The sequence below is a fragment of the Deinococcus rhizophilus genome, from assembly GCF_030271215.1.
GTDB lineage: Bacteria > Deinococcota > Deinococci > Deinococcales > Deinococcaceae > Deinococcus > Deinococcus rhizophilus.
The window spans coordinates 39,645-58,568 of record NZ_JASNGB010000002.1 but is presented as its reverse complement, the minus strand read 5'-3'; the positions used below and the strand labels follow the sequence as shown (position 1 = coordinate 58,568).

The window sequence follows — 18,924 nt, the reverse complement described above, 5'->3', positions numbered from 1 at the left end:
GCCCGGTCGCCACCGCCACGACCGGCGGCCTCGCCAACCCGGCCCTCAGCGCCGCCGAGGACGGGGCCAGCCTGGGCCTGAGCGTGCTGGCGATCTTCGCGCCGGTGCTCGCGGTGCTAGGTCTGCTCGGGGTGCTGGTCTTCGCCGCGCGGCTCTGGAAACGGGTGCGGGGACAGCGAGCGGCCTAGCGGCACTTCCGTCGGTTGATGGGAAGGGGTGAGTGGCCTCTTCCCATCTGGCTTTCTGGGGGCTCGCTTGCGGGTCGTGTGAACTTTTGACGACACCTTGCTCGTCTCAGTGATTCAAACGCTCCTGCGCCTGCCGTCTTGTGCAAAATGTCCCGGCAAGTATGGACATCTGTCCAGAATCTCGTTGACACTTTGCACCCTCGGTCCTACTCTGGCGGCAGGTGGGTGGACTTTCTCGCACTTTGTTCGCCCGGAAGGAGACAGCATGAAACTGATCACGGCGGTCGTGCGTCCCGAGCGGGTGGGGCAGGTCAAGGAGGCGCTGTTTCAGGCGGGAATCAGCGGGCTGACGCTCTCGCGGGTGTCCGGGCATGGCGGCGAGCAGGAGATCGTCGAGCACTACCGCGGAACGCGGGTGATGATCGAGTTCCGCGACAAGGTTGAGTTCCGGATGGCGGTCAGCGAACCTTTTGTCGAGGCGGCCATCCGCGCCATCTGCCAGGGCGCCCGCACCGGCGAGGTCGGCGACGGCAAGATCTTCGTGCAGCCGCTGGAACGGGTGGTCCGCATCCGCACCGGCGAGGAGGACGCGGCGGCCCTCACCCCGGTCACCGAGCGCCAGCTCACGCCCCAGGCGTCCAGGAGTGCCGGATGACCCTGCTTCCCCTGCTCCGTGCGGCAGCGCCCGCGGTCTTGCTGCTGGGCGGCGCCGCCCTGGCGCAGTCCTCCACCCCGGCCCTCGACTCCGGCGACACCGCCTGGATGCTGGTCTCGGCGGCGCTGGTGCTGCTGATGACGCCGGGCCTGGCCTTTTTTTACGGGGGCCTGACCCGTTCGGCCAGCGTGCTGAACACCATGATGATGAGCGTCACGTCCATCGGCCTGGTCGCCGTGCTGTGGACCCTGGCGGGCTACACCCTGGCGTTCGGGGAGGGGGGAGGCGCCCTGATCGGCGGCCTGGGCCACCTGGGGCTGGAGGGCCTGACCGGCGAGCTGACCGGCACCGTTCCCTCCTACGTCTTCGCGGCCTTTCAGGCGATGTTCGCGATCATCGCGCTGGCCCTGATCAGCGGGGCGGTGGTCGAGCGGATGCGCTTCGGGGCCTTCCTGCTCTTCGGGGGGCTGTGGAGCCTCCTGATCTACGCGCCGCTGGCCCACTGGGTCTGGAGCGCCGACGGCTGGCTGTTCCAGCTGGGGGCGCTGGACTTCGCGGGCGGCACGGTCATCCATATCGCGGCGGGGGTCAGCGCACTGGTGGCGGCCTGGGTCCTGGGGCCGCGGCTGGGCTACCCGCGTGCCGCGCACGTGCCGCACAACGTTCCCTTCGTGCTGCTGGGCGCGGGGCTGCTGTGGTTCGGCTGGATGGGCTTCAACGCGGGCAGCGCCCTGGCGGCCAACGAGGCGGCCGCACTGGCCCTGATCACCACGCTGGTCGCGCCTGCCGCCGCGCTGCTGACCTGGCTGGGCTGGGAGGTCACGCGCACCGGCAAGCCCACCGCCGTGGGGGCCGCGACTGGCCTGGTCGTCGGCCTGGTGGCGATCACCCCCGCCTGCGCCTTCGTGACCCCCTGGGCTGCCCTCTTGATCGGCGTGCTGGGCGCGACCGCCAGCTTCTGGACCGTGCAGGCCAAGCGCCGCCTGGCCGCCGACGACGCCCTGGACGTGTTCGCCTGCCACGGGGTCGCCGGAATCGTGGGGGCGCTGCTCACCGGGGCGCTCGCCTGGACCACCGCCAGCGGCGAGGCGCCCGGCCAGCAACTGCTGATTCAGCTCGTCGGCGTGGTCGCCAGCGTGGCCTTTACCGGTCTGGGCACCTTCGCGCTGCTGCGGCTGGTCGGCGTGCTGACCCCGCTGCGGGTCTCACCCCGCCAGGAGGTCGGCGGAATGGACCTCAGCGCCCACAGCGAGCAGGGCTACAACAGCCAGGAGGGCGGTCTGGGGACCCCGGTGTTCGTGGGGGGCGACTGACCGAGCCTAACCGAGCCGGGGAGGCAGCCAGGCAGAAGAGGGGGGCCCCGGGCCCCGCGGCCTGTTCCAGACGGCAGGGAACAGGCCGCAGCTGCGGCGACGGGCGGCCCCGTCCACGGCGGGACGCTTGCCCTCCGGAGGCAGAATGAAGCCTGTGTTAGGATGGGCCGCGAGTCTGACAGCAGATTAACCTACAGTCGGGCCACCAACCGCATCCCAGAGCACCCCCCTGGAACCCGCCCTGACGGACGGGGCTTTCTCACGGGTGGGCTGGGCCACGAAGGGAAAGGAGGAGGGAGTTGGACGTCTCAAGTCGAGTCTTGAGTGAACTGGCCAGCCGCGAGGCAGCCCTGGACGCGCAGATCGAAGCGGCCCGCGAGGAAGCGCGGCGCGAGGTCGAAGCGGCCGAGGCCCAGGCGGCCCGCATTCTGGCGGACGCGCAGGCCCGCGCGGCGCAGATGCAGGCGCAGCACGACCAGGAGCTGGGCCAGGAAGCCGAGCAGATCCGCATCGAAGCCCGTGCCCGTGCCGGAACCGAAACGCAGGCCATTCACGAGCGGGCGCAGGCCCGCGTGCAGCAGGCCGCCGAGCTGATCCTGAGGGCGGTGCTGCCGTGATCAACCCCATGCAGCAGGTCGTGATCGCCACCCGCCAGCGCGGGAGCGAGGCGGTCATCACGGCGCTGCAAGACGCCGGGGTGCTGCACCTCAAGCCCATCACCGGGGGGCCGCTTTCCACGGGGTCGCTCGCTGGGCAGGACGCGCAGTCCCGCCGCGACGACGAGCGGTTGCTCGCCCGCGCCGACAGCACCATCGCCGAACTCGGCGCCTACCGCCCCGCCCCCGCTCCCCTGCCCCCGCAGGAGGACTGGGAGCGCGTGGTCGAGGAAGCTGCCGGGCCCGTCTCCGCGCTGGCCCGCTCCAGGCAGGAACTCCAGGCCGACCTTGATGCCGAGGCCAGCTACGGGGACGCGGTGCGGACCCTCGCCCGGCTCTCCGGGGGGGTGGACCGCAGCCGCCGCCTGACGGTGGTGCCGTTCCTGCTTCAGCCCAGCGACAGCCTCGCGGAACTGGAAGCGGCCCTGCAGGGCACGCTGAAGGACCGCTACGCGCTGGCTACCGACGCCGCCGGACCCAACCGGGTCGGGCTGGTCGCCGTGCTGCGCGGGGACCGGGACGCGGCACGGGCGGCCCTGTCGCGCGTGCGGCTGGGCGAACTGCGGCTGCCGGGGCGCTTCGACGGCATGAGCCTGTCGGAAGCGGCCCTCGCCTTTGACCAGCTGCGGGAGCAGGGGCAGGGGCGTCAGCGCCTGATGAACGAGGAGCGCGAGGCGCTGGCCCGCACCCACGGCCCCACGCTGTACGCCGTGCGCGACGCCCTCAAAGACCGGGTCGCCATTCACGACGTGCGGGCTGTCTCGGCGCGGGGCAAGTACAGCCTCGCGATGCAGGGCTACGTCCCGGTCGACCGGGTGCCTGCCCTCACGGCGGCCCTCGGGGGCTTCGGGGACGCGGTGGCCTACGAGCTTCACCCCGTCGACGAGCACCACGACCACGCGGTGCCCGTGCAGCTCAAGAACAACGGCTACGTGCGGCCCTTCCAGCTCGTGATGGGGCTGATGAGCCTGCCGCGCTACGGCTCCTTTGACCCCACCTGGGTGGTGGCGCTGTTTTTCCCGCTGTTTTTCGGGATCATCATCGCGGACATCGCTTACGGGCTGATGTTCCTGGCCTTTGGGATGTGGCTGCTGGGCAAGGCCCGGCGCAACGAGGGCTGGGACCTCAGTTTCATGGGGGCCTACGTGCCGCCCGCCACCCTGCGCGACCTGGGGTTCGTCACCAACGTGATGGCCGCCTGGACGATCCTGTGGGGCTTTCTCACGGGCGAGTTCTTCGGCACCCTGCTCGAGCACATGCACTTCTTCTACATCAACCCCCCGCTGCTCGACCGCCTGTGGGGCTGGACGGGCCTGACCTTTCCGGTCGATCCCTACCGCGCCCAGAACGGGTACTACGAGGGGTTCATTCCCATCGTGTTTCCCCGCCTGGAGACCGAGTACTTCGCCAACGTGGCGCTGGTGTTCGCGCTGCTCTTCGGCATCTTGCAAGTGCTCTGGGGCTGGGGCATCCGCATCGCGCAGGGCCTCAAGCACCGCGACCCCGTGCACACCTGGGAGGGCATCGCCCTGTTCGGCGGGGTGGGGGCGCTGGTGCTGCTGGCCTTTGCCTCGCGGGCCGCGCAGGACTTCTCGCAGCTCACCAACTTCGCCAACCCCCTCGTGCTGCTGATGTACCTGGGCTTCGCCATGTTCCTGATCGGCTACCTGCGCGTCATCAAGCACTACCCCCTGCTGCCCATCGAACTGCTGAGCCAGGGCGGCTCGGTCGTGAGCTACGCCCGTATCTTCGCGGTCGGGCTGGTGTCGGCGATTCTCGCCAAGCTCAGCACCGACCTGGGCTGGAGCCTCTACGAGAACATCGGCCCGTTGGGAATCATCCTCGGCGTGCTGGTGGGCGCGGCGCTGCACCTCGTGGTGCTGGCGCTGACCTTGATCGGCCATATCCTTCAGCCGCTGCGTCTGCACATGGTCGAGTTCCTCAACCCGACGGGGTTCAACACCGAGACCAGCCCGGCCTATAACCCCCTTCGCCGCCTCAGCTCCGCCCCCTCTGCGGTGAGCGGACAGGCCAAATAACCCAGGAGAGTTGCCCATGACCAAGTACAACAAGATCGTCCTCGCGTCCCTCGTCTTCGCCCTCGCCAGCACGGGTCTGGCCCAGGAGGCCGCCGAGGCCGCCAGCAACTCCAGCCAAGAAGGGCTGATCGCGGTCGGCAAGGGTCTGGCGCTGGGTCTGGGTGCGGTGGGCACCGGCATCGCGCAGGCCCGCATCGGCTCGAGCCTGGTGGGCGCCGTGGCCGAGGACCCCAGCAAGGCCGGTTCGCTGCTGCTGTACTTCCTGCTGCCCGAAACCCTGGTGATCTTCGGCTTCCTCGCGCTGTTCCTGATCTGATATGGCCCTCGACAAGCTTCTCGAACATGAGGCGCAGGGCGAGATCGAGCGCATCCGCGCCGAGGCCCGTGACCGTGCCGGGCAGATCCTGGCGCAGGCCCAGGAGCGGGCCCAGGCGCTCGTCGAGAGCCGCACCCGGTTGCTGGAGACCCAGCGTCAGGCGGGGCTGGTCCGCGCCCGCTCGGCGGCCGATCTCGAACTCAATGCCGCGCGGCTGACCGCTGGCGAGCAGGGCCTCTCGCAGGTGTACGCCCTGGTGGAAACGCAACTGCGCGACATCAGCGGGCTGCCCGAGTACCGCGAGATCCTGGCCCGGCTGCTGACGCAGGCCCGTGAGGCCATCCCCGACGCCGAGGCCATCGAGGTCAGCCCGCAGGACGTGGCGCTGGCGCAGGGCCTCGTCACCGACCTGCCGGTCCGGGCCAATCCGGGCCTTCAGGGCGGGGTGCGGGTGGTGGCCCGTGGCGGCAAGGGCGGGATCACCAACACGCTGCCGGGCCGCCTGGAGCGGGTCCGCGCGGAACTGGCGCCGCAGGTCAGCCGCCTGCTCGCCGGGGAATAAGGACCCCTCCTTTCTATGCCCGACGACTACGCTTACATCAACACGCGCGTCCGCGTGATGCGGACCAAGCTGCTGGACGGGCGTGCCCTCGACTCGGCGCTCGCGGCGGGCAGCTATCAGGAGTTCCTGCGGGTGCTCTCGGAGACCGAGTTCGCTCCTGACCTGCGCGAGGCGACCGCCGAGGGCGCGGGCCTGCCCGAACTCGACCGGGCGCTGTCGGAGAACCTCTTCCGGACCACCCAGCGGGTGCTGGGCTTCGCGGATGGGCAGGCCCGCAGCGAGGTCGAGGTCCTGCTGATGAAGTGGGACCTTGCCAACCTCAAGACCATCGCCCGTGGGCTGGTCGGCGGCCGCGGCAGCGAGGCCATCGTGGAAGGCCTGATTCCCGGCGGCACCCTGCGCCCGACGGCCCTCCAGACGGCAGCGGGCAGCAACGACCTCGCCAGCGCGGCGGCAGCCATCGCCGTCACCGGGCACCCGCTGGCGCGGGCCTTCCGGACGGCGGCGACGGCCTACGCGGGGAGTGGGCGCCTGCTCGACCTCGAGGTGGCCCTCGACCAGGGCTACTACCGCCACACCCTCAAGGTGGCCCGCGAACTCAGCCTGCGCCGTTACCTGAGCCGCGAGATCAACGTGACCAATGCCCTGATCGCCCGCACCGCGCGGGCACAGGGAGGGGCGCTCGATCCCAACCTCTTCGTGCCGGGCGGCAGCCTCGACGCGGGCGGCTTCGCGCGGCTCGCGGGGGGAGACGCCGGGGGCAGCGCGGACATCGCGTCCATCCTGGAATCCTCCTCCCTGGAAGACGCCGAGGTCGCGGCCCGCACCCTGCTCGACCGCACTGCCCGCAACGTGGCGGTGTCGGACAGCCAGGGACCGGGCATCATCCTCGACTTCCTGCGGCGCAAGGAGATCGAGATCGCCAAACTCAGGCTGATCGGGCGCGGCAAGTTCTACAACCTGCCCACCGAACAGATTCGCCGGGAGGTTCAGGCATGACCGGGGCCAGCACGACCCAGCGGGTGGCGGTCCTGACCGACGCCGAAACCGCGACGGGCTACCGCCTCGCCGGGGCCGAGGTCGTCGAGACCACCCCCGCCGCGGCGGTCGCGGCCCTCGAGGGCCTGATCGTGGAGGGACGTTACGGCCTCATCGCCGTGGACACCGGCCTGATTCCCGATCCGGCCACGGCCACGGCCCGCGTGATGCGTGGGCGTGACCTGCCCATCTTGCTGCCCATCCCCAGCCTGCGCGACGCCTTTGCCACCGATACGGTGGACGCCAAGGCGTACATGGGCAAGCTGGTGCGGGACACCATCGGGTTCGATATCAAGCTTTAAGGTGATGGGGATCAGGTTTCGGGCGTCAGGGCCGTTCTTTCCTGAGTTCTGACGCCTGAGTCCCCCCTCTTCACCCTCTCCCAAGGAGAAAGAATGACGCAGACCAAGCAGGGCGTCGTGCAGAACATCGCCGGACCGGCCGTGATCGCCGGGGGCATGTACGGCGCCAAGATGTACGACATCGTGCGCGTGGGCCAGGAGCGCCTCGTCGGCGAGATTATCCGCCTCGACGGGGACACCGCCTTCGTGCAGGTGTACGAGGACACGTCCGGCCTGACGGTCGGCGAGCCGGTCGAGACGACCGGACTGCCCCTGTCGGTCGAGCTGGGGCCGGGGATGCTCAACGGCATTTACGACGGCATTCAGCGCCCCCTCGACAAGATCCGGGAAGCCTCCGGCGACTTTATCGCCCGCGGCATCGAGGTCTCTTCCCTCGACCGCACGAAGCGCTGGGCCTTCACGCCGGGCGTGCAGGCGGGCGACACCGTGACGGGCAGCTCGATCCTGGGCACCGTGCCGGAGTTCTCCTTTACCCACAAGATTCTCGTGCCGCCCGAGGTGCAGGGCCGTCTGCGCTGGGTCGCGGACGCGGGCGAGTACACCATCGACGACACCATCGCGGAGCTCGAAGACGGCACCAAGTTGCGGATGGCCCACTACTGGCCCGTCCGTGCCTCGCGCCCGGTGGCCCGCAAGCTGGACCCCAGCCTCCCGTTCCTCACGGGGATGCGGATTCTCGACGTGCTGTTCCCGCTGGTGATGGGCGGCGCGGCGGCGATCCCGGGGCCCTTCGGCTCGGGCAAGACGGTGACCCAGCAGTCGGTCGCCAAGTACGGCAACGCCGACATCGTGGTGTACGTGGGCTGCGGCGAGCGCGGCAACGAGATGACCGACGTGCTCGTCGAGTTCCCGGAACTGGAAGACCCCAAGACCGGCGGGCCTTTGATGCACCGCACCATCCTGATCGCCAACACCTCGAACATGCCGGTGGCGGCGCGTGAGGCGTCGGTATACACCGGGATCACCCTGGCGGAGTACTTCCGCGACCAGGGCTACTCGGTCTCGCTGATGGCCGATTCGACCTCCCGCTGGGCCGAGGCGCTGCGCGAGATCTCCTCCCGTCTGGAGGAAATGCCCGCCGAGGAAGGCTACCCGCCCTACCTGGGCGCCAAGCTCGCCGCGTTCTACGAGCGTGCGGGCGCGGTGACGACCCTGGCCGGGGAGAACGGCGCGGTTTCCGTGATCGGCGCGGTGTCTCCGGCAGGCGGCGACATGTCCGAGCCGGTCACGCAGGCGACCCTGCGGATTACCGGCGCGTTCTGGCGTCTGGACGCGGGCCTGGCCCGCCGCCGTCACTTCCCGGCGATCAACTGGAACGGCAGTTACAGCCTGTTCACGCCGATTCTCGACTCGTGGTACCGCGAGAACGTGGGGCAGGACTTCCCAGAACTGCGCCAGCGCATCAGCAACATCCTCCAGCAGGAGGCCAGCCTGCAGGAAGTCGTGCAGCTTGTCGGCCCCGACGCGCTTCAGGACCAGGAGCGTCTGGTGATCGAGGCGGGCCGGATGCTGCGGCAGGACTTTCTGCAGCAAAACGGTTTCGACCCGGTGGACGCCTCGGCTTCCATGCCCAAGAACTACGGCCTGATGAAGATGATGCTGAAGTTCTACGACGAGGCCGAAGCGGCGCTGCGCAACGGGGCCACCATCGACGACATCATCCAGAACCCCGTCATCGAGAAGCTGTCGCGTGCCCGCTACGTCGCCGAGGGTGAATTCATGGCCTACGGCGAGGGCGTGATGGACGAACTCGACGTGACCTTCAAGAACGCTGCCAAGGGAGTGACCGCGTGACCCTCCTGAAAAAGGAATACAACGACGTCTCGTACATCTCCGGGCCGCTGCTGTTCGTGAACGCGGCCTCGGACCTGGCGTACGGCGCCATCGTGGACATCAAGGACGGTTCGGGCCGCACCCGTGGCGGGCAGGTCATCTCGGTGTCCGAGCAGAACGCCGTCATTCAGGTGTTCGAGGAGACGCGCGGCCTCGACCTCGCGACCGCTTCTGTCAGCCTGGTGGAGGACGTGGCCCGCCTGGGCGTGTCCAAGGAGATGATCGGGCGCCGCTTCGACGGCCTGGGCCGTCCCATCGACGGGTTGCCCGCCGTGGTCGCCGAGCAGCGCCTCTCGATCAACGGCCAGCCCATGAACCCGGCCGCCCGCGAGAAGCCCGAGGAGTTTATCCAGACCGGGATCAGCACCATCGACGTGAACACGTCGCTGATTCGTGGACAGAAGCTTCCCATCTTCTCCGGCTCGGGTCTGCCGCACAACGAACTCGCCGCGCAGATCGCCCGTCAGGCGAAGGTGCCGGGGCACGAGGGCGACTTCGCGGTGGTCTTCGCCGCGATGGGCCTGACCCAGCGTGAGGTCTCGTTCTTCACCCAGGAGTTCGAGCGCACGGGCGCGCTGGCCCGCTCGGTGCTGTTCCTCAACCGCGCGGACGACCCCGCCGTGGAGCGGTTGCTGACGCCGCGCATGGCGCTGACGACCGCCGAGTACCTCGCCTTCGAGCACGGCTACCACGTCCTCGTCATCCTGACCGACCTCACGAATTACTGTGAGGCGCTGCGCGAGATCGGCGGCGCACGCGAGGAGATCCCCGGTCGGCGCGGCTTCCCCGGCTACATGTACACCGACCTCGCGGGCCTTTACGAGCGGGCGGGCGTGGTGCAGGGCAAGCCCGGCTCGGTGACCCAGATTCCGATCCTGTCGATGCCCGACGACGACATCACGCACCCCATCCCCGACCTGACCGGCTACATCACGGAAGGGCAGATCGTGGTGGACCGTGGCCTGAACGCCAAGGGCATCTTCCCGCCCATCAACCCGCTCCCCTCCCTGTCGCGCCTGCAGGGCAACGGCATCGGCAAGGGCAAGACGCGGGCGGACCACAAGAATGTCTCCGACCAGCTGTTCGCCGCCTACGCCAACGGCCTTGACCTGCGCAAGCTCGTGGCGATCACGGGTGAGGACGCGCTGACCGAGACCGACAAGCTGTACCTGCGCTTCGCCGACGATTTCGAGACCTACTTCATCGGCCAGGGCGGGCAGGACCGCTCCATCGACGACAGCCTGACCGTCGCGTGGGGCATCCTCTCCAAGCTGCCGCAGAGCCAGCTCACCCGCCTCTCGCGCGACTCGATCGACAAGTTCTACGGGACCAAGGTCGACGAGATGTGGCGCGGCAACCGGATTTAAGCTTGTCGCCTGTGGCCTGCAGCGTGTAGAGGGGCTTTTTCTTCTCTACACGCGACGGGCCACGGACCACAGGCCCCACCGACGAAGGAGGTGGAATCATGGCAGGACAGATCAGCCCCACCCGCTCGGCGCTGCTCGCCAGCAAGGCCAGTCTCAAGACGGCCAGCGGCGGCGCGGACCTGCTCAAGCGCAAGCGTGACGCCCTGATCGGCGAATTCTTCGCGCTGGTGCGCGACGCGCTCGCCGCCCGCGAGCAACTCGGCAGCGTCAGCAAGGGGGCCTACACCAGCCTGTTCGGCGCGAAGGCGTGGGACAGCCCGGAAGCGGTCGAGAGCCTCAGCCTCGCCGGGACCGGCGACTACGCCATCGACATGCAGATCGAGAGCATCTACGGGGTGAAGGTGCCGCGCATCAACATCCCCGAGCGCACCCAGCAGGCCAACTTCAGCCCGATCAATGTCGGCGCCCGGACCATCCAGGCGGCGACCGACTTCGGCGGCGTGCTCGAGGCCATCGTGAAGGTCGCGGCGACCGAGACCAAGCTGCGGCGCATCGGCGAGGAGATCAAGAAGACCTCCCGCCGCGTGAACGCGCTGGAGCAGGTCGTGATTCCCGGCATTCAGGACGACATCCGCTTCATTCGCGGCGTGCTCGACCAGCGCGAGCGTGAGGAGAGCTTCCGCCTGAAGAAGATCAAGGCCAAGCTCGAACGCGAGAAGGAAGACGCCGACAAGGCCCCCCAGGGCGGCCAGCACGGCAGCGCCGCCGACTGAACTCGGCAAAAGGATCAGCAGAGACCGCCCTTACGAGGGGCGGTTTTTTTGTGATGGGTGTTACCGACGGCCTTTGGACAGCCTCTCCAGCGCCAGCTTGGCCAGCAGGCCAACGGCCACTACACCGACGACAGCTGCGGCGAGCATCAGTCCCCATAAGTCTTTGGACAGCAGCCAGACCGGCAAGACGAGTTGCACCGTGGAGGTCACCAGCCAGCTCGTCCAATTTTCGCGCATGGCCTCAGTGTAGGGAGAGACTTCAGGGCAGGGTCAGCTGTCCCAGGGCAGCTTGCAGGTTGGCCCGCGCCTGATCCTCCAGCCCGGCGAACTCCGGCGTGGTGTAAAGGCGGTCGCGCTCCAGAAAGCCGCGCAGCACCCGCGCCCGCCCGGTCCGGTAGACGGCCTCGGGAACAAAGTCGTACTCCTGCCGGATGGCCGCATCGTAGGCGGCGAAGGTGGCCGGGTCGGTGCCGAGAATGCTCAGGTCGGCATCCACCAGCAGCGCCTCCGCCCGCGTGGAGGGTGGGTCGGTATGCCGGGTGGCGAGGATGAGGGACCGGACCTCCCCAACGAGGCCCGCGTCCGCTCCCTCCGCCGCCAGCCAGTCCCCGAACACGGCTGCACTCCGCGCCTCGTTGTCCCCGGCGCTGGGGTCGTGGATCAGGTCATGGCCCCACACCGCGAGGGCGAGGGTGGGGGTCAGTACCTCCCGCGAGGCGAGCGCGTCCAGCACCGCCCCGACATGCTCAGCCGTGTGGTAGGCCCGTTCCGGCGCAGCGTAGAAGGGCCGGGCGAAGGCTTCGGCCTGCGAGAGCAGGGTCACCTCAGCCCTCGAGTTCGGGTTTGGCGTCCCGCTCCATCAGGCTGGCGATGCCCTCGGCGGGGGACCACTCGCCTGACGTGACCCGCGCGACTGCCCGCACGATGGGGAGGTCGTGGCCGTGGGCGGTGGCCCAGGCTTCCAGCAGGCCCGCCGTGCGCAACCCCTCCACGACCTTGCCCCCCTGCGCCGGGGTCTCGCCCCGCGCGATGGCCTCGCCCGCCGCGCGGTTGCGGCTATGGCGACTGGTGGCGGTGGCGACCAGATCGCCCAGCCCGCTCAGGCCGTAGGCGGTGTCCTCGTGGGCGCCCTGCGAGACGAGGTAGCGGCTCATCTCGCGCAGGCCACGGGTGATCAGGGCGGCCTTGGCGTTGTCGCCCAGTCGCAGGCCGTCGCCCATGCCAGCGGCGAGCGCGATCACGTTCTTCAGCACGCCGCCGAGTTCCACCCCGACCTCGTCGCGGCTGGTGTAGACGCGCAGGGTGGGGGAGACCAGGGCCGCCTGCACCGCGCGGGCCAGCGCCGCGTCGGTGCTCGCCACCACCGTCGCGGCGGGAAGTCCCCGGCCCACCTCCTCCGCGTGGTTGGGGCCGCTGAGGACCGCCACCCGCCCGAAGCCCAGTCCCCGCGTGAGGTCGGTCAGCCGCCCACCGTCCGGGCCGAGCCCCTTGGCACACAGCACCACGCCGAGATCACGCGGCAACTCGGCCAGAAGCTCGGGCACCCCCACGCTGGGGACGACCACCAGCGCGAACTCGGCCCCCCGGACGGCCGCCCCCAGATCAGAGGTGACGGCCACCGCGTCCGGCAGGGTCACACCGGGCAGGTACTCGCGGTTCTCGCGGACCTCCGCGAGCCGGGCGGCGAAGTCGGGACGCCGCGCCCACAGGGTCGCCTGCCCCCCGGCGCGGGCCACCGCCACCGCGAGGGCCGTGCCCCAGCCGCCTGCCCCCAGCACCGGAACGCTCATACGGTTGCCGTCCAATCCGTTATCAAACCGGGAGAGCGCCGATCTGATAACTCCTTTCCCGGCAACCGCTCTTTCCTGCTCGCTCTGCTCGGATGGAACAGTTTTTGTAACTGTTCAATCGGAACCCGTATCAGGCCCATGCGAACACCCACACGCGCGGCGTCTCGGGGGTCGGCCGGGCGAAGTCCGGATACTCGACGATCTCCCAGCGGGTGAACCCCGCCGCCCGCACCAGCGGCTCCAGGTCGGCGGGGTCGTAGCCCCGTTCGCGGTGCGTCTCGGTGAACTCGTCCCAGCCGCCCCCCCCGTCCTCCACCCGGCAGAAGGCCTGCACGATCCCGAGGTCCGTTTCCGGGTCGTGGTGGTGCGACCAGTGGTAGTGGACCTCGCGGCCGTCGGGGGTGGTCGCCAGCCCCTCCACCGCCCCGCCTTCCCACAACTCGCGCACGCCGAGCCGGGTATTCAGGTCGCAGGCGAGCAGGCCGCCGGGCCGCAGGTGCGCCCGCGCCCGCCCCAGCGCCGCGCCCAGGTCCTCCGGCGTCAGCAGGTTGTTCAGGCTGTCAAAGACGCAGCTCACCAGGTCGAAGGTCCGCCCCAGGTCGAAGGTTCGCAGGTCGCCCACCGTGAGCCGGACCGCGCCGGGCAGACGCCCACGGGCCACCTCCAGCATGTCGGCGCTGCCGTCCAGCCCGGTCACGGTCCATCCGGCCCCATGCAGCTCGCGCGTGAAGCCCCCGGTTCCGCAGGCGAGGTCGAGGGCCGCGCCCCCCTCCAGGCCACCGTCGCGGGCATAGGTCAGGACAAAATCTGCCCAGTGGTCGTACTCCACGTCGGCCATAATTGCGTCGTAGACGGCGGCGAGCGCGGTAAAAGGCCGGTGCTGCATGAGGGTCACTCTAGCAGTGCCGACCCTGCCCTCAAGGCCCAGTCAGGTACCCGCGCAGTTTTGCCGTGAGGATGAGTACCCGGTGAGTCGGCGGGGAAGGCTTGCCCCGTAGCCCCCCAGAGCGGTGCCGGGTACGGTGAAGGCGTTTCCGCAGTTCATTCCTCAGGAGGTTTTCCCATGAACAAGACGCTTGCTGTCGCCGTCCTCGGTACCCTGGCCCTTTCCTCGTGCAGCATCTTCGGCACCCGCAGCGCCGCCGTGTCGGGCCAGCTCAAGGGCTTCGGCGCCAACCAGAACCTCGGTCTGGCCATCGTGGGTTACAACAACGGCCAGTACACCAACGACAGCACCCAGGTGCAGGTCATCGACAAGTTCCTGACCGGGGGCTTTACCCTGACGCTGCCCCGCGACGTGCCCTACGGCACCTACCGGGTGATCGTCTTCCGCGACGCCAACAACGATGGCCGCTACACGGCGGGCGAGCCCGTCCTCAGCCGCGACAACGGCAAGTTCCTGGTCTACTCGCAGCGCGACAACCAGTTCTTCGCCGGGACCAAGCTGGGCTGGAACATCTACAACACCGCCAACCGCGACATCCAGACGACTGTTCTGAACAACTACGACCTCGAAGCGGTGCCCGCCGGACAGTAAGCGGCACCTTGGGGGAGAAGGGGGAGGCTTGCGGGCCTCCCTCTCCCATTTGGTTACGACGTGTGTGCCTTCAACCGCGCCTCTATCTCTGTCCCCAGCCGCTCCAGCTCTGCCCCGGGCAGGGCGGGCGCTCCGGCCTCAACTTCCAAATCGCCCATTGGCACCCAGCTCACGCAGCCCAGCATCTCGGGTGTCTCGTCCAGCACCAGCGGCTCCCGCAGCGGACGCACCCGCAGCAGCAGGGCGTGGACCCAGGGCCGGTTCCGGTAGTGAAAGCGGCGTTCGATGGCCCCCGCCGTCAGCGCCTGATACGGCTCCAGCGCGAGCGCGGCCTCCAGTGACTCGACCCGGTGGATCGCCACGACCTCCGCCAGCGCGGGCAACACGATCTGGCCGGGGCGGGGGTCGTCGCGCAGCCGTCCGGTGAACTCGGGCCGCAGTTCCGCCGGGTTCTGGTGCAGGAAGGTGGGATAGAGGAGGAAGCGGCGGTGTTCGACCTCGAAGCCGTCGTGCGTCTCCATGATGCCGCCCTTGCGGATCAGGAGGGCCGATTGCCCGGCGACGAGGGCCTGACACTGGGTGTCCCATTCCTTGAGGGCAGTATGGGGGGTGGGGGTCATGGGGAGAGGGTAGCGCGGGGGAGCGCACGCTCTGCCTTCCCGCACAGGGCACCTGATGTGTAGCTACTTTGGCAGTACACTAGCGCTGTGGACTTCGACTGGGACGAGGCGAATACAGAGCATATCGCCCGTCACGGGATTGAGCCGGAAGAGGCCGAGGAAGCCTTGGGCGACCCACATGTCGTGAAAGGTCAGGCCCACCGCCGGGATAGCCAGGAGCCGCGTGCCGCTGTTCTGGGACAGACCGAGTTTGGCCGCCTGCTCTTCGTGGTGTTCACCGTTCGCGCAGGACGTCTCCGCGTCGTCACTGCCCGTGACGCCACGGTCAACGAGAAACGTCGCTACCGCTGATCTTGGGAGGCCCCATCATGTCCGAGCACATGCAAACCGTCCACCATTCCGACGAGATTCCTGACTTTGCCAGTGAGGCAGAGGAGGCAGCGTTCTGGGACACCCATGAGCTGGGTGACGCCATGTTTGAGACTGCCCAGCAGAGTCCAGAAACCCAGGCGCTGCTGGCTGCCCTCCCCACCCGTCCCCGTAAATCCCGCCCGACCAGCCTGCGTCTGGGGACCGATCTGGAGCGGCGGCTGCGGCACCTCGCCGAGCTGAAGGGTGTTCCCTACCAGACCCTGCTCAAGGAGTTCGTGCTGGAGCGGGTCTACGAGGAAGAGAAACGCATGAAGGTGATCTGATTGATCGGTTGGCCTATGGGTGCAGGCCGTCGTGCGTCTCCATGATGCCGCCCTTACGGATCAGCNCAAGGAGTTCGTGCTGGAGCGGGTCTACGAGGAAGAGAAACGCATGAAGGTGATCTGATTGATCGGTTGGCCTATGGGTGCAGGCCGTCGTGCGTCTCCATGATGCCGCCCTTACGGATCAGCAGGGCCGATTGCCCGGCGACGAGGGCCTGACACTGGGTGTCCCATTCCTTGAGGGCGGTGTGGCGGGTGGGGGTCATGGGGAGAGGGTAGCGCGGGGGCAGGGAATGAAAAAACCGCCCCGGAGGGCGGCATTAAGTACAAGCAGAACTGAGGTGTTTAGGGAGCGCTGACTGCTGCGGTGACCTTAGCTACCTTATTGCCGTCGTACGCGTAAAGGGTGCCGCTGTCCATCGCCAGGTTAACCACGAAGTTGTCCTGGGTGCCAACAGTCAGAGTGCAGCTTGTGACGCCAGCAGGTAGCTCATCTTCCGTCTTACCCTGAGCAGTCTGACAGGGCTGAGTTGCAGCGGCAGCCAGCGCCGCCGGTGTGCCCTTGGGACTCGCTGCGTCCACGCCAGTGCCGTAACCTCCATCTGACAGCTTCCCACTCACACTGTCACGATTAGTTTCGACTGCAGTAATAGTGTTGCGGATAAAGCTTTGGGCTGCCGTCTCATTGGCCTTGGTACGTGCGTTCAGCAGGTTGGGGATCAGCACTGCCGCCAGAATGCCGATGATGGCGATCACGATCAGCAGCTCGATAAGGGTAAAGCCCTGGGTTCCGTTCTTCATGGTGGTCTCCTCGGTGGGCCGTCGGGATAAGGAATCGGGAGAAGGTCCCTCGGGCCGGAAAGTGCTGTGCAGGTGCGGGTGTCTCCCGTCCTTGCTGCACTGAGGTTAGTCAGGGACTTCTAACAGAGGTCTTACGTTTTCAGGCCCCGGCGGGGGTATCGGGGGGGGCGGCCGGGGGTGGTATGATGCCCGGCAGTTCGGTCTGACCTGCGCTCCGGCGTGGGCAGGCGAATGGCCCACCGAGGCCCCACCCCAATTCCCACCCGGCACGTGCCCCGCGCCCCGGCCCCAGCGGTCAGGCGGCGCTGGCTGGCCCCGCCGCGTGCCCCGAAAGGCCCTGCATGGAAGTGACTCCCCGCGTGCCCCCGCACAGCAACGACGCTGAAATCAGCGTGCTGGGCAGCATTCTGCTGGACAACGACACCCTCTCTGCCCTGGGCGACACGGTGAGCCCCGAGATGTTCTACCGCGAAGGCCACCGCAAGATTTTCACGGCGATGCGGACGCTACAGGACCGGGGCGAACCCGTCGATCTCGTGACGCTCAGCGAGGACCTGCGGGTCAGGGGCCTGCTCGACGAGGTGGGCGGCGTGACCTACCTCGTCGGGCTGGCCGATCAGGTGCCCACCGCCGCCTACGCCGAGCACTACGCCCGCATCGTGCAGGAAAAGCACACGCTGCGGCAGCTGATCAGCGCGTCGGGCAAGGCGATGCAGCTCGCCTACGAGGGCCAGATGCCGCTGGAAGACCTGCTCGACCGCGCCGAGAAGATGATCTTCGAGGTGGCCGAGCAGAAGAAGAAGGGCGAGCAGTACCAGGCGATGGGCGAGGTCGTCCACGACACCTTCGAGTACATCACCCTGCTGCACGCCAACAAGGGCATTCCCGACGGCGTGAGCAGCGGCTTCCGGGACCTCGACGAGCAGATTTCCGGCTTGCAGAAGGGGAGCCTGAACGTGCTGGCGGCTCGCCCGAGCATGGGAAAAACCGCGTTCGCGTTGTCCATCGCGCAGAATGTCGCCCTGCGCGGCGAGAAGACCGTCGCCGTCTTCAGCCTGGAAATGCCGTCGGTGCAGCTCGCCCTGCGGATGCTGTGCAGCGAGGCGCGGGTGGACATGAACCGCATCCGTTCGGGGCAGCTCAACGAGCGCGACTTCGAGCGGCTCGCGCACGCGGCGGGGCGGCTGGCCGAGGCGCCGATGGTGATCGACGACGAGCCAGACCTCACGCTGAACGCCCTGCGCAGCAAGCTGCGGCGCATCGCCGCGCAGCATGGGCAACTGGGGTTGGTGGTGATCGACTACCTGCAACTGATGTCGGGCGGCAAGAGCAATGGCGGCAGCGACAACCGGCAACAGGAGATCAGCACGATTTCACGCGGCCTCAAGGGATTGGCGCGTGAACTGGAAGTGCCCATCATCGTTCTCAGTCAGCTCAGCCGCGCGGTGGAACAGCGGCCGAATCATAGACCGATGCTCTCTGATCTTCGGGAATCCGGTGCCATTGAACAGGACGCCGACATCGTGATGTTTATTTACCGCGACGAATATTACAACAAAGAGACAGATCAGCAGGGCATCGCGGAGATCATTATCGGCAAGCAGCGCAACGGTCCGGTGGGCACGGTGCGGCTGCAATTCCACTCCTCCCATGTGCGCTTCAACGACCTCGCGCCGGAGGGCATCTGATGCCGGAGGACGCGAAGGGCGCGGCGGCGAACCAGGGGGGCAACCAGCGGCGGCGTCGGCGGCGGCGCACGCCCCGGCCCCCGGCTCCGTCGGGTCCCGGTCAGGTGTCGGCGGCCACGGCGGTCCCGGTGCCCGCCGCGCCCCAGAAGCGCGGGCAGAAGCGGGCGCTGGCCGCCCCCCGCATCGGGGTGGGCTGCATCGTGCTGCGCGGCGAGGAAATCCTGCTGGTGCGCGAGCGCGGCCGCTGGTCGCTGCCCAAGGGCGGGCTGGAGACAGGAGAACTCGTGCAGGAGGGCGCCCGCCGCGAAACCTACGAGGAGACCGGGCTGGTCGTCGAACTGCGCGACCTCGCCTTTATCGTGGAGTTCCAGGCGCAGACGTGGGGCCACCACCTGCAGTTCTTCTACACCGGACGGGAGGTGGGCGGCAGCCTCGCCCCGCGCGACCCCGACCGCGACGTGCAGGAGGCCCGCTTCGTCCCCATCCGGCAACTGCGCGAGTTCATCCGCTTCCGGCCCCGGCTGGTCTCGCTGGAAACGTGGCTGCGCGAGCGGCGGCCCCGGCACTTCGTCTTCAACCTCGACAAGGAACCCGCCATGCTGCGCAAGCGGCGGCGGGTGGGTGTGGGCGCGGTGGGGCCCGACCTCTCCGACGATCCGGCGGACGAGGCCGACCTCTAACCCGCCCCCGG

General features: G+C 68.5%; 24 protein-coding genes. 17 read left to right on the top strand and 7 right to left on the bottom strand.

The window, feature by feature from the left end:
• The 12 genes from QOL99_RS00780 to QOL99_RS00725 form a co-directional block, all read left to right on the top strand.
• Window positions 1-188 (top strand): DUF4126 domain-containing protein (locus QOL99_RS00780; protein ID WP_285520709.1); only part of this gene is annotated, 188 nt, incomplete at its 5' end.
• A gap of 265 nt (window positions 189-453) precedes the next feature.
• Window positions 454-843 (top strand): P-II family nitrogen regulator, encoded by a 390-nt coding sequence (locus QOL99_RS00775; RefSeq protein ID WP_285520708.1) that lies wholly within the window; start codon window positions 454-456, stop codon window positions 841-843.
• Complete coding sequence (locus QOL99_RS00770) at window positions 840-2,156, top strand: ammonium transporter (RefSeq protein WP_285520707.1); 1,317 nt, start codon at window positions 840-842, stop codon at window positions 2,154-2,156. Before QOL99_RS00775 ends, QOL99_RS00770 begins: the two co-directional genes overlap by 4 nt.
• A gap of 320 nt (window positions 2,157-2,476) precedes the next feature.
• Window positions 2,477-2,773 (top strand): V-type ATPase subunit subunit G family protein, encoded by a 297-nt coding sequence (locus tag QOL99_RS00765; RefSeq protein WP_285520706.1) that lies wholly within the window; start codon window positions 2,477-2,479, stop codon window positions 2,771-2,773.
• Entirely contained in the window at window positions 2,770-4,851 is a 2,082-nt protein-coding gene (locus QOL99_RS00760; RefSeq protein ID WP_285520705.1) for a V-type ATP synthase subunit I, read from the top strand. Before QOL99_RS00765 ends, QOL99_RS00760 begins: the two co-directional genes overlap by 4 nt.
• A 16-nt stretch (window positions 4,852-4,867) precedes the next feature.
• The gene (locus tag QOL99_RS00755) at window positions 4,868-5,167 is read left to right on the top strand and encodes a V-type ATP synthase subunit K (protein ID WP_285520704.1); all 300 of its coding nucleotides are present in this window, start codon (window positions 4,868-4,870) and stop codon (window positions 5,165-5,167) included.
• 1 nt (window position 5,168) lies between these two features.
• Window positions 5,169-5,729, top strand: coding sequence for a V-type ATP synthase subunit E (locus QOL99_RS00750; RefSeq protein ID WP_285520703.1), 561 nt, complete (start codon window positions 5,169-5,171; stop codon window positions 5,727-5,729).
• A 15-nt stretch (window positions 5,730-5,744) separates the two neighbouring features.
• Window positions 5,745-6,728, top strand: coding sequence for a V0D/AC39 family V-type ATPase subunit (locus tag QOL99_RS00745; protein ID WP_285520702.1), 984 nt, complete (start codon window positions 5,745-5,747; stop codon window positions 6,726-6,728).
• Window positions 6,725-7,069: a V-type ATP synthase subunit F gene (locus QOL99_RS00740; RefSeq protein ID WP_285520701.1), complete on the top strand. Its 345-nt coding sequence runs from the start codon at window positions 6,725-6,727 to the stop codon at window positions 7,067-7,069. The genes QOL99_RS00745 and QOL99_RS00740 overlap by 4 nt, the downstream gene beginning before the upstream one ends.
• Before the next feature lie 93 nt (window positions 7,070-7,162).
• Window positions 7,163-8,923: a V-type ATP synthase subunit A gene (locus tag QOL99_RS00735; protein WP_285520700.1), complete on the top strand. Its 1,761-nt coding sequence runs from the start codon at window positions 7,163-7,165 to the stop codon at window positions 8,921-8,923.
• Window positions 8,920-10,329 carry a V-type ATP synthase subunit B gene (locus QOL99_RS00730; RefSeq protein ID WP_285520699.1) on the top strand — a complete coding sequence of 470 codons (1,410 nt, stop codon included), beginning with the start codon at window positions 8,920-8,922 and terminating at the stop codon, window positions 10,327-10,329. The genes QOL99_RS00735 and QOL99_RS00730 overlap by 4 nt, the downstream gene beginning before the upstream one ends.
• Window positions 10,330-10,427: 98 nt before the next feature.
• Window positions 10,428-11,102 carry a V-type ATP synthase subunit D gene (locus QOL99_RS00725; RefSeq protein WP_285520698.1) on the top strand — a complete coding sequence of 225 codons (675 nt, stop codon included), beginning with the start codon at window positions 10,428-10,430 and terminating at the stop codon, window positions 11,100-11,102.
• Window positions 11,103-11,162: 60 nt separating this feature from the next.
• Here QOL99_RS00725 and QOL99_RS00720 read toward each other — a convergent pair whose 3' ends face one another.
• From QOL99_RS00720 to QOL99_RS00705, 4 genes are all read right to left on the bottom strand, one after another.
• Window positions 11,163-11,339: a hypothetical protein gene (locus QOL99_RS00720; protein WP_285520697.1), complete on the bottom strand. Its 177-nt coding sequence runs from the start codon at window positions 11,337-11,339 to the stop codon at window positions 11,163-11,165.
• Window positions 11,340-11,361: 22 nt separating this feature from the next.
• On the bottom strand, window positions 11,362-11,925 hold the full coding sequence (locus tag QOL99_RS00715; RefSeq protein ID WP_285520696.1) for an HD domain-containing protein: 564 nt from the start codon (window positions 11,923-11,925) through the stop codon (window positions 11,362-11,364).
• A gap of 1 nt (window position 11,926) precedes the next feature.
• Window positions 11,927-12,892 (bottom strand): NAD(P)H-dependent glycerol-3-phosphate dehydrogenase, encoded by a 966-nt coding sequence (locus QOL99_RS00710; protein ID WP_285520695.1) that lies wholly within the window; start codon window positions 12,890-12,892, stop codon window positions 11,927-11,929.
• Between the two features lie 130 nt (window positions 12,893-13,022).
• Entirely contained in the window at window positions 13,023-13,778 is a 756-nt protein-coding gene (locus QOL99_RS00705; RefSeq protein WP_285520694.1) for a class I SAM-dependent DNA methyltransferase, read from the bottom strand.
• 177 nt (window positions 13,779-13,955) lie between these two features.
• Here QOL99_RS00705 and QOL99_RS00700 point away from each other — a divergent pair, with 177 nt between their 5' ends.
• A complete protein-coding gene (locus QOL99_RS00700) occupies window positions 13,956-14,429 on the top strand; it encodes a hypothetical protein (protein ID WP_285520693.1) in 474 nt (157 codons plus the stop codon).
• Between the two features lie 53 nt (window positions 14,430-14,482).
• Here QOL99_RS00700 and QOL99_RS00695 read toward each other — a convergent pair whose 3' ends face one another.
• Entirely contained in the window at window positions 14,483-15,049 is a 567-nt protein-coding gene (locus QOL99_RS00695; protein ID WP_285520692.1) for a DUF1802 family protein, read from the bottom strand.
• 87 nt (window positions 15,050-15,136) lie between these two features.
• Here QOL99_RS00695 and QOL99_RS00690 point away from each other — a divergent pair, with 87 nt between their 5' ends.
• Both QOL99_RS00690 and QOL99_RS00685 read left to right on the top strand, forming a co-directional pair.
• Complete coding sequence (locus QOL99_RS00690) at window positions 15,137-15,400, top strand: BrnT family toxin (RefSeq protein WP_285520691.1); 264 nt, start codon at window positions 15,137-15,139, stop codon at window positions 15,398-15,400.
• A gap of 17 nt (window positions 15,401-15,417) precedes the next feature.
• The gene (locus QOL99_RS00685) at window positions 15,418-15,744 is read left to right on the top strand and encodes a CopG family antitoxin (protein WP_285520690.1); all 327 of its coding nucleotides are present in this window, start codon (window positions 15,418-15,420) and stop codon (window positions 15,742-15,744) included.
• A gap of 137 nt (window positions 15,745-15,881) precedes the next feature.
• On the opposite strand, the gene QOL99_RS00680 is transcribed toward QOL99_RS00685, so the two are convergent.
• Together QOL99_RS00680 and QOL99_RS00675 are read right to left on the bottom strand one after the other, a co-directional pair.
• Window positions 15,882-16,010 carry a DUF1802 family protein gene (locus QOL99_RS00680; RefSeq protein WP_326522564.1) on the bottom strand — a complete coding sequence of 43 codons (129 nt, stop codon included), beginning with the start codon at window positions 16,008-16,010 and terminating at the stop codon, window positions 15,882-15,884.
• A gap of 79 nt (window positions 16,011-16,089) precedes the next feature.
• Entirely contained in the window at window positions 16,090-16,545 is a 456-nt protein-coding gene (locus QOL99_RS00675; protein WP_285520689.1) for a prepilin-type N-terminal cleavage/methylation domain-containing protein, read from the bottom strand.
• 341 nt (window positions 16,546-16,886) lie between these two features.
• On the opposite strand from QOL99_RS00675, the gene dnaB reads away from it, so the two are divergent.
• Both dnaB and QOL99_RS00665 read left to right on the top strand, forming a co-directional pair.
• Window positions 16,887-18,233, top strand: coding sequence for a replicative DNA helicase (dnaB, locus tag QOL99_RS00670; RefSeq protein ID WP_285520688.1), 1,347 nt, complete (start codon window positions 16,887-16,889; stop codon window positions 18,231-18,233).
• Window positions 18,233-18,913, top strand: coding sequence for an NUDIX hydrolase (locus QOL99_RS00665; RefSeq protein WP_285520687.1), 681 nt, complete (start codon window positions 18,233-18,235; stop codon window positions 18,911-18,913). The genes dnaB and QOL99_RS00665 overlap by 1 nt, the downstream gene beginning before the upstream one ends.
• The last annotated feature ends 11 nt before the right edge of the window (window positions 18,914-18,924 follow it).